Here is a 2721-nt window from a genome sequence, read left to right as displayed (position 1 = left end):
CCGTCCGACGGCGAGACCGGGGCCCCCGGCCGGCCGCCCGAGCCGTCGATGGCCGACCCGTGCGCCGAGCGCGGCGCGGTGAGCGAGCGGCTGCTCGCGGCGCGCGCGGACGGCGGCCGGGGACCGGCGCCCGACCTGGACGTCTTCCTGTCCGGCCAGGTCTTCATGGACATGATCTTCACCGGGCTGCCCGGCCTGCCGCCGCCGGGCACCGAGCTGTTCACCGACGGCCTCGGCTCGGCGCCCGGCGGCATCGCCAACATCGCCGTCGCGATGAGCCGGCTCGGGCTGCGCGTCGGCCTCGCCGCCCCGTTCGGCGACGACCTGTTCGGCGCCTACCTGTGGCGGACCCTCGCCGAGCAGGAGGGCGTGGACCTCGGCCACTCCCGCCGCGTCCCCGCCTGGCCCACGCCGGTGACGGTGTCGCTGGCCTACGACTCCGACCGCAGCATGGTCACCTACGCCAAGCCCGTCCCCGACATCGGCTCCGCCGACGACTCCTACGAGGAGGTGCTCGGGTCGGCGCCGCCGTCGGCGCGGGCCTGCTTCATCGACATCGAGCGTCCGGTGCCGGCGTGGGCGCGGGAGATGCGCGCCGCCGGGACCACCGTCTTCGCCGACCTCGGCTGGGACGCCACCGAGACCTGGTCCAGCGAGGTGCTGGACCGGCTCGAGCACGTCGACGTGTTCCTGCCCAACGCGGTCGAGGCGATGGCCTACACCCGCACCGCCTCGCCCGAGGCCGCCGCCCGCGCCCTGTCGGAGCGCGTCCCGGTGGTCGTGGTCAAGCGCGGCGGCGCCGGCGCGATCGCGATCGACTCGCGCAGCGGCGAGGTCGCCGAGACCGACGCGCTGCCGGTCCGGGCGCTGGACGCCACCGGGGCGGGCGACGTGTTCGGCGCCGGGTTCCTGTTCGGCACCCTCGCCGGGCTGCCCCTGGCGGAGCGGCTGAAGTTCGCCAACCTGTGCGCGGGCCTGTCGGTCCGGCACCGCAGCGGCTCGCTCGGCGCCCCCTGCTGGGGGGAGATCGCCGCGTTCGGCGAGTCCGGCGAGGTCCCCGAGGAGGTCCTGGAACCCTACGCGTTCGTCGTCGACTACATTCCCGACTCGGCGACCGACACCGTCGTGCGCGCCGAGCCGACGCTCCGCGACGACCTGCAGCACTCGTCCTGACGGATCGTCCCAGCCCCCCCGCCCCACCCCAGGACCCGTGCCGGCGCGGCCCCGCGCCGGCACGGGACAGCAGCACAAGAAAGGAGCCGCAGGAATGCCGACGCTCATGAGACGGAGCACGGTCGCCGCGGCGGCGGCCCTGGTGACCGCGCTCGCCGCCGCCTGCGCGCCGGGCTCGTCGGACGACAAGCCGGCGAGCAAGGCGCCCGCGGCGGTCAGCACCGACGTCGCCAAGGCCGGGAACGTGACGCTCACCGTCTGGGACCAGGAGGTCCAGGGCGGGCTGAAGGAGCAGATCGAGAAGCTCAACGCCCAGTTCGAGGCCAAGTACCCGAACGTGAAGATCAAGCGGGTGTCGCGCTCCTTCAGCGACCTGCAGAAGACGCTGCGGCTCGCGCTGTCGGGCAGCAATCCGCCCGACGTCGTCGAGGCCAACCAGGGCTACGCGTCCATGGCCCAGTACGTCAAGGACGGCATGCTGCTGCCGCTCGGCGCCTACGACCAGGCGTACGGGTGGTCCAAGCGGTACCCGAAGGGCCTGCTGGACCTCAACAGCGTCACCAAGGACGGCAAGCTCATCGGGTCGGGCGACCTGTACGGCGTCTCGCTGAACGGCGAGATCGTCGGGCTCTACTACAACAAGGAGAAGCTCGCCGAGCTCGGCATCCAGCCGCCGAAGACCTGGGACGAGTTCGAGCAGGCGCTCGCCACCGCCAAGGGCAAGGGCGAGGTGCCGATCGCGTTCGGCAACCTGGAGAAGCTGCCCGCGATGCAGCTGTACGGCATCCTGCAGGACGCCGCGACCGGCAAGGACGCCGTCCGCAAGCTGGTGTTCGGCAGCGGCGGCGCCTGGACGGACGCCTCCAACGTGCAGGCCGCGCAGAAGCTCGCGGACTGGGCGAAGAAGGGCTACCTCACCAAGGACTCCAACTCGGTGAAGTGGGACGACACCCCGGTGAACTTCGCCAAGGGCGAGGGCGTGTTCATGTTCGGCGGGACCTGGTGGGCGCCGGACCTCAACGACCGGATGAAGGACAAGGTCGGCTTCCTGCTGCCGCCCGCGCCGCAGGCGGGCCAGCCGGTCGCGACGATGGGCGGCGAGAGCCTGCCGTGGTCGATCACGTCCAAGTCCAAGCACGCCGACGTCGCCGCCGCCTACATCAACTTCATCACCTCGCCCGAGGCGATGAACGTCGCGGTGCAGGCCGGCAGCCTCCCCGTGCTGCCCGCCACCACGCAGCCGGACAAGCCGCTGATGAAGGAGGTGTCGACGGCCTGGGCCGAGCTCAGCAAGAACGACGGCACCACCCCCTACATCGACTACACGACCCCGACGTTCACCGACGCGTTCGGCGGTCCGCTGCAGGGCCTCGTCGCCGGCAAGAAGTCCGCTCAAGAGGTCATGAAGGCGGCCCAGGACGACTACAGCGCCTTCCAGAAGAAGAAGTAGTGACGACCGGCCCGGCGTGACCGCCGGTCCCGCCGCCGCCCCGGGCACCCCGGCGCGGCGGCGGGGCACCGGCCGCCCCCCGCGCGGAACGCGGGGGC

The 2721-nt window shown here is 72.6% G+C and carries 2 protein-coding genes; both read left to right on the top strand.

The window, feature by feature from the left end; genetic code table 11:
• Positions 1 to 48 precede the first annotated feature (48 nt).
• Entirely contained in the window at positions 49 to 1173 is a 1125-nt protein-coding gene (locus F9B16_RS50025) for a carbohydrate kinase family protein (protein ID WP_151547287.1), read from the top strand.
• 94 nt (positions 1174 to 1267) lie between these two features.
• A complete protein-coding gene (locus F9B16_RS50020; protein WP_151547286.1) occupies positions 1268 to 2623 on the top strand; it encodes an extracellular solute-binding protein in 1356 nt (451 codons plus the stop codon).
• Positions 2624 to 2721: the final 98 nt, after the last annotated feature.

It is taken from the genome of Actinomadura montaniterrae (assembly GCF_008923365.1).
GTDB classification, from domain to species: Bacteria; Actinomycetota; Actinomycetes; order Streptosporangiales; family Streptosporangiaceae; genus Spirillospora; species Spirillospora montaniterrae.
The sequence above is the reverse complement of the archived record's forward strand: the minus strand, read 5'-3'. Positions and strand labels throughout refer to the sequence as shown.